6 protein-coding genes are annotated in these 6,374 nt (G+C 65.9%); all 6 read left to right on the forward strand.

The genetic code is table 11. From position 1 onward, the window contains the following. Positions 1-8 precede the first annotated feature (8 nt). A complete protein-coding gene (locus VIQ49_RS02835; protein ID WP_331880498.1) occupies positions 9-641 on the forward strand; it encodes a potassium channel family protein in 633 nt (210 codons plus the stop codon). Between the two features lie 353 nt (positions 642-994). After that, the gene (locus tag VIQ49_RS02840) at positions 995-2,695 is read left to right on the forward strand and encodes a nitrite/sulfite reductase (RefSeq protein ID WP_331880500.1); all 1,701 of its coding nucleotides are present in this window, start codon (positions 995-997) and stop codon (positions 2,693-2,695) included. Continuing rightward, the gene (locus VIQ49_RS02845) at positions 2,692-3,423 is read left to right on the forward strand and encodes a phosphoadenylyl-sulfate reductase (protein WP_331880503.1); all 732 of its coding nucleotides are present in this window, start codon (positions 2,692-2,694) and stop codon (positions 3,421-3,423) included. The genes VIQ49_RS02840 and VIQ49_RS02845 overlap by 4 nt, the downstream gene beginning before the upstream one ends. Continuing rightward, the gene (cysD, locus tag VIQ49_RS02850; protein ID WP_331880505.1) at positions 3,420-4,373 is read left to right on the forward strand and encodes a sulfate adenylyltransferase subunit CysD; all 954 of its coding nucleotides are present in this window, start codon (positions 3,420-3,422) and stop codon (positions 4,371-4,373) included. Before VIQ49_RS02845 ends, cysD begins: the two co-directional genes overlap by 4 nt. Continuing rightward, entirely contained in the window at positions 4,373-5,668 is a 1,296-nt protein-coding gene (locus tag VIQ49_RS02855) for a sulfate adenylyltransferase subunit 1 (protein ID WP_331880507.1), read from the forward strand. The genes cysD and VIQ49_RS02855 overlap by 1 nt, the downstream gene beginning before the upstream one ends. Beyond that, positions 5,665-6,374: sirohydrochlorin chelatase (locus VIQ49_RS02860; protein WP_331880509.1), on the forward strand; the 710-nt coding region annotated here is incomplete at its 3' end. The genes VIQ49_RS02855 and VIQ49_RS02860, both read left to right, overlap by 4 nt.

Genomic DNA, 6,374 nt, shown 5'->3' on the forward strand with positions numbered 1-6,374 from the left:
GTCAGGCCATGGCAACCACAGATGATTCGGATGCACGTGGGTCCCGAGCCGACGCCCCGACCCCGGTGACGTCGGGCGCCGGGCAGTCAGGCGCCGGGCAGTCGCTCCCCGCGAGACCCGAGTGGCCCACGAGTGTGCTCGGCTGGGCGCTGCTGCGCTCGGTACTCATCGTCATGGCGTACCTCGTCGCCTACTTCGCCCTCCCGTGGAACAAATTCGACGACTGGGCCGGGCTGTCCATCGTGGTCGGCGCGCTGGTCATCGCGGTGGTGACCGCCGTGTGGCAGATCACCCAGATCCTGCGCTCATCGACTCCCGCCGTGCACGCCATCGAAGCGCTGGCGATCATCGTGCCGATCTACCTGCTGGCCTTCTCACTCGGATACTTCATGCTGTCGGCCAACAACCCGGATCAGTTCAACGAAGCGCTGTCCAAGATGAGTTCGCTCTACTTCACACTGTCGGTGTTCGCAACGGTGGGCTTCGGGGACATCACGGCTTCGGTGGACCTGTCCCGCGCCGTGGTCAGCGTCCAGATGGTGCTCAACCTGATCGTTGTCGGCGTGGGGATCAAGGTGATCCTGGCGGCGGTGAAATGGAGTCGCGACACGCGCAAAGGAATATCCGCCGCCGCGGAATGACTCCTCCGCGGTGGTTGTTGTCCCTGATTGGCGGGCAAAAAATGTCGCCATCCGGACTTCGACTCAGGATGAGTCGAAATAAACCCAAGTAGACGCACCGAGGGGAGCCGTGGCACTATGGGCGACGTGACTTCTCAAGGGGTGTGGCTCGCAATGCGACGACACATAGATCTCGGGCGCGCATGCAGCGCGCTCTGTCGCATGTAACCAGCACGTCCGCTTCGCGTCCCGCAGCCCGGGATTGCACCGGGTTCTAGTGCTTCTCACGCCCTCCCTCTCACTTCATTCGCAGGACTCTTGGGTGCCATCGGCACACGTTCACCGCTGCCCCGGGTCCACCAGACAGGAGCATCATGACGTCGACGACCGACGCCCCCGGCAAACCCGCGCGCCGTGCCCGTCCCGCCAAGCGCCGTGCCGAAGGTCAGTGGGCGCTCGGATACCGCGAACCGCAGAACCCCAATGAGCAGGTCAAGAAGGACGACAACCCGCTCAACGTCCGCGCCCGGATCGAGAACATCTACTCCAAGCAGGGATTCGACTCGATCGACAAGCAGGATCTGCGCGGCCGGATGCGCTGGTGGGGCCTGTACACCCAGCGCGCCGAGGGCTACGACGGCACCTGGACCGGTGACGACAACATCGACATCCTCGAGGCCAAGCACTTCATGCTCCGCGTTCGGTGCGACGGCGGCGCCCTGAGCACCGAGCAGCTGCGCACCGTCGGCCAGCTGTCGACCGAGTTCGGCCGCGACACCGCCGACCTGTCCGACCGCGAGAACGTCCAGTACCACTGGATCGACATCCGCAACGTCCCGGAGATCTTCAGCCGCCTCGAGTCCGTCGGACTCAAGACCACCGAGGCCTGCGGTGACTGCCCCCGCATCATCCTGGGATCCCCACTCGCCGGCGAAGCGGTCGACGAGGTCCTCGACCCCACCCCCGCGATCGACGAGATCGTCCGCCGCTACATCGGCGACCCGAAATACTCGAACCTGCCCCGCAAGTTCAAGACCGCGATCTCCGGCCTGCAAGATGTCGCCCACGAGATCAACGACGTCGCCTTCATCGGTGTCAACCATCCCGAGCACGGCCCCGGACTCGACCTCTGGGTCGGCGGCGGACTGTCCACCAACCCCATGCTCGCGCAGCGGGTCGGTGCCTGGATCCCGCTCGACGAGGTCCCCGATGTCTGGGAAGGCGTCGTCTCGGTCTTCCGTGACTACGGCTACCGCCGGCTCCGAACCAAGGCCCGCCTGAAGTTCCTCATCAAAGACTGGGGCATCGAGAAGTTCCGTCAGGTCCTCGAAGACGAGTACCTCGGCCGCAAACTGATCGATGGACCGGCCCCGACACCGCTGACCGCCCCACGTGACCACATCGGTGTGCAGAAGCTCAAGAACGGCCTGAACTCCGTCGGCTTCGCAGCGATCGCCGGCCGCGTCTCCGGAACCAAGCTGACCGCGGTGGCAGACGCCGCGGAGCGGGCCGGATCCGACCGGATCCGCTTCACCCCATACCAGAAGCTCGTGGTTCTCGACGTGCCCGACGACAAGGTCGAGCAGCTCATCGAGGAGGTCTCCCGACACGGCCTCGAGGCCCGCCCGTCACCCTGGCGACGCAATCTCATGGCCTGCTCGGGCATCGAGTTCTGCAAACTGTCGTTCACCGAGACCCGCAAGCGTTCGCAGGTCCTGGTTCCCGAACTCGAACAGCGCCTGGCGGACATCAACCACCAACTCGACGTACCGATCACCGTCAACATCAACGGTTGCCCCAACTCGTGCGCGCGCGCCCAGATCGCCGACATCGGATTCAAGGGCATGCTCGTCGAGGACGAGGACGGCAAGACCGTCGAGGGCTTCCAGGTGCACCTCGGTGGCAGCCTCGGCCAGGACTCGGCATTCGGCCGAAAGTTGCGCCAGCACAAGGTGCTCTCGACCGACATCGGTGACTACATGGAGCGGGTCGTACGCAATTTCGTCAAGGAACGTAATGAAGGGGAACGGTTCGCCCAGTGGGCGATCCGCGCCGATGAGGAGGATTTGCGATGAACACCGCAGTTCGCGACGAAGCGGAATTGCGTGGGCTGGCCGAGGCCGGCTCCGCACTACTGGGACCTGACGCCTCCGCACAGGACCTGTTCCGTTGGACGGCAGACACATTCGGCAGCGACTTCCTGGTCGCGTCGAACATGCAGGACGCTGTCCTGATCGATGTCGCGACCACCGCAATCAGCTCGGAGCAGCTCGGCGGCGACAAGCTCAAGGTGCTCTTCCTCGACACCGGCTACCACTTCGCCGAGACCATCGGGACGCGCGACGCCGTCGAGCAGGTCTACGGCGTCGAGATCGTCAACGCCAAGGCCGAGCAGAGCGTGGCCGAGCAGGACGCCACCCTCGGGCGAAACCTCTTCGCCACCAACCCCGGTGAATGCTGCCGGCTGCGCAAGGTGGTGCCCCTGAAGCGGGAACTGTCCGGATACCGGGCCTGGGTCAGCGGAATCCGGCGGGTCGAATCCCCCACCCGGGCCGACGCCCCACTGATCTCGTTCGACGAGGCCTTCGGCCTGGTGAAGATCAATCCCCTCGCAGCCTGGACCGATGAACAGTTCCAGGACTACATCGACGCCAACGGCGTACTCGTCAATCCTCTTGTCGACGAGGGCTATCCGTCCATCGGATGCGCGCCTTGCACCAGCAAACCGGTTGCCGGTGCCGATCCACGAAGCGGCCGCTGGGCCGGTCTGGCCAAAACAGAATGCGGGTTGCACGCCTCATGACCATCGAACAAAGCACCAACGCCCTTGCGGTCGACAGCCTTCCCGTCGACACCACCGATGAGTTCACCACTCTCGACGCCCTGGAATCCGAGGCGATTCACATCTTCCGTGAGGTGGCGGGCGAGTTCGAACGTCCGGTGATCCTCTTCTCCGGCGGCAAGGACTCGACGGTCCTGCTGCACGTGGCACTGAAGGCGTTCTGGCCGGCTCCGCTGCCGTTCTCGCTGCTGCATGTCGACACCGGGCACAACCTGCCCGAGGTGCTGCAGTTCCGCGACGACGTGGTGGAGCGGCACAACCTGCGCCTGCACGTCGCCAAGGTCGAGGACTACCTCGCCGACGGCCGTCTCACGGAGCGGCCCGACGGGATCCGCAATCCGCTGCAGACCGTTCCTCTGCTCGACGGGATCACGGAGAACCGCTTCGACGCCGTCTTCGGTGGTGCCCGCCGCGACGAGGAGCGGTCGCGCGCCAAGGAGCGGATCTTCTCGCTGCGTAACGCATTCGGCCAGTGGGACCCCAAGCGTCAGCGCCCTGAACTGTGGAACCTCTACAACGGCAAGCACGCTCCGGGCGAGCACGTCCGCGTCTTCCCGTTGTCCAACTGGACCGAGCTCGACGTCTGGCGCTACATCGCCCGCGAGCAGGTTCTCCTCCCGTCGATCTACTACGCGCACGAGCGTGAGGTCTACTCACGCGACGGCATGTGGATGACCCCGGGTGTCTGGGGCGGTCCCGCCGAAGGCGAAGAGCTGCAGACCCTTTCGGTCCGGTACCGGACCGTGGGTGACGGATCCACCACGGGCGCGGTCCTCTCCGACGCGTCCGACAACGAGGCCGTGCTGGCCGAGGTCGCGGCGTCACGACTCACCGAACGTGGTGCCACCCGCGGCGACGACAGGGTGTCCGAGGCCGCCATGGAAGACCGCAAACGAGAAGGTTATTTCTGATGAATCACGCCCCCGATCTTCTCCGCCTGGCCACAGCCGGCAGCGTCGACGACGGCAAGTCCACCCTCGTGGGCCGGCTGCTCTACGACACCAAATCGGTTCTGGCCGACCAGATCGACGCCGTCACCCGCGCGTCGGTGGACCGCGGACTCGACCAGCCCGACCTGTCGCTCTTGGTCGACGGCCTTCGCGCCGAGCGTGAGCAGGGCATCACCATCGATGTCGCCTACCGCTACTTCGCCACCCCGGCCCGCTCGTTTGTCCTGGCCGACACCCCCGGGCACGTGCAGTACACCCGCAACACCGTCTCCGGCGCCTCCACCGCCGGCCTCGTGATCCTGCTGGTCGATGCCCGCAAGGGTGTCATCTCGCAGACCCGCCGGCACGCCGCCGTGATGGCGTTGCTCGGTGTTCCGCGTCTGGTGCTGGCGGTCAACAAGATCGACCTCGTCGACGACCCGGAGAAGGTCTTCAACGAGATCCGTACCGAGTTCACCGACATGACGACCTCTTTGGGCTGGAGCGCCGAACGCGTTGTCTCCATCCCGGTGTCGGCACTGCACGGCGACAACGTGGCGATCCGGTCCGACAAGACCCCGTTCTACAGCGGACCGACGCTGATCGAGCATCTCGAATCCGTACCCGCCGGTGAGGACCGCAAGCCGGTCGGCTTCCGGTTTCCCGTCCAGTACGTGATCCGGCCCCGCACAGCGGAATACCCTGACTACCGCGGCTACGCCGGTCAGGTCGCCGCGGGACGCGTGACCGTCGGTGACGAGGTCGTCATCCTCCCATCCGGGACCCGCACCACCGTCGAACGCATCGACACGGCCGACGGTTCACTCGAGTCGGCGCACACCGGCCGGAGCATCACCGTCATCCTCGCCGAGGACGTCGACGTCTCGCGCGGCGATGTCATCGCGGCGGTGTCCGATGCACCGGAACCGATCTCGCAGTTCAGCGCCACCGTCTGCTGGCTGGGCGACAAGCCGTTGCGTCCCGGCGCACGCCTGTTGCTCAAGCACGGTGCCCGGACCACCCAGGCCATCGTCGGTGGGCTCGAAGTCCTCTTCGACGAGCAGGAACTGGTGCTGCGCGAATCCCCGGAATCGCTGGAGCTGAACCAGATCGGCCGGATCTCGGTACAGACCGCACAGCCGATCAGCGCCGACGACTACAACACCAACCGTGAGACCGGCAGCTTCCTGCTGATCGACCCGCAGGGTGGCAACACCCTCGGCGCCGGCCTGGTCGGCGACGCACTGTCCACGCTCCACCTGAAAGAGCTTGTGTGACAACACTGGTTCTCGCTGCTCACGGCAGCCGCGACCCTCGGTTCGCGGCCACCGTGGAGCGGATCAGCGAGGGCGTCCGCGATCGCCTCGGCGACACCGATGTCCGGCTGGCTTACCTCGACCTCAACACCCCTACGGTGTCTGAGGTCTTGGCCTCTGAGTCCTTGGCGACGCGCAGCGGCGAGATATTGCTCGCACCGCTGCTGTTGTCGGAGGCCTTCCACAGCAAGATCGACCTGCCCGCACTGGTCGATCAGGCCTGCCGCGACAACCCGACCCTGACGGTACGTCAGCTCCCCACTCTGGGCGGCGACCCCCGGATCATCACCGCGTTGGCCGATCGTCTCGACCAGGTCGGGTTGCGCCCCACCGACGGTGTCCTGATGACCGCCGTCGGCTCCACCGACGCCGCGGCAGACGACGCGGTCCGGGCCCGGGCCGCCGACTTGGCTCTCGACCTCGGAACCCCGTTGGTGGAACTCGTGTTCGCAACCCGCCTCGGCGACGCCGACAGCGCAGTCCGCGATGCCATCGGCAACCTTCGCCGCCAGGGCGCTCGACGCATCGTCGTGAGCCCGTACTTCCTGTCGGCCGGACTACTGACCGAGCGCGTCGACACCGCCGTCGACAAACTCGCACCGGGCGCTCAGATCGCCGGTCCCCTCGGTGCCCACCCGGCGCTGATCGACGTCGTCTGCGACCGCTA

Source organism: Williamsia sp. (genome assembly GCF_036566845.1).
GTDB lineage: Bacteria > Actinomycetota > Actinomycetes > Mycobacteriales > Mycobacteriaceae > Williamsia.